The sequence below is a fragment of the Arthrobacter sp. HMWF013 genome (assembly GCF_003061105.1).
In the GTDB taxonomy this organism is placed as follows: Bacteria; Actinomycetota; Actinomycetes; order Actinomycetales; family Micrococcaceae; genus Arthrobacter.
Genome location: NZ_QAIQ01000467.1, coordinates 3,286 through 3,924 on the forward strand (window position 1 = coordinate 3,286; position 639 = coordinate 3,924).

At 67.8% G+C, this 639-nt stretch carries 1 protein-coding gene; it reads right to left on the reverse strand.

Features of this window, described 5'->3' with window-relative positions; translation table 11 throughout:
- Positions 1 to 624, reverse strand: a 624-nt coding sequence (locus tag DBR22_RS16775; protein WP_258229257.1) for a PmoA family protein, incomplete at its 3' end; no start/stop codon positions are given.
- Between the last annotated feature and the right edge of the window lie 15 nt (positions 625 to 639).

A 639-nucleotide genomic window follows, 5' to 3' on the forward strand; every position in this document is an offset into this window, starting at 1 on the left:
GCCGCGGGTGCCGCGCAGCGCTTCGCCGGTGGCCCCGCCCGGGCCGGCGATCCGGCCGCCGGCGAATTCGCGGGGTCCGCGCCAGAAAAGTCCGCCGTAGCCTGCGTTCTCGCGGCCCTCGGTGGTGGGGGAGCCGATCTGGATATCGGCCCCGGAAACGTTGGTAATTTCGGTGTCGAAGACCAACGTCCAGGAGTCACCGTCAACGTTCGGGCTGATCCGGATGCTCCGGATCTCATCCACCACGTGTTTCCCACCCTGGGTCCACCAGCTCAGCGCGTGGGTGAAACTGAACGCGCCGCCGCCGAGCCCTGCGTCGATCACCCGCTCGTGCCGCATGGCGCCGTTGTTGGGCAGCCACGTGTAGTCTTCGCCGCGGCGGAAGCTGGGGCCGCCCCAGAAGTTGTCCTCGCCGAAGTGCGGCAATGACCAGGCGATGCCCTTGTGCCACACGTGGTCCCACGGGCGGTAGACACTGACGGTTTCCCCGGCGGTGGTGCGCAGCGGATGGAAGAAAGGCCGCGGTGATTCGCGCTGTTCGTCGGTGGCGTCGTAGGTGTAGGTGGCGATCTCCAGGTCCCCCAGCGAGACGGTCAGGGACTGGTTGTCATCGCGCCAGGACAGTGCGGTTGGGGAGTT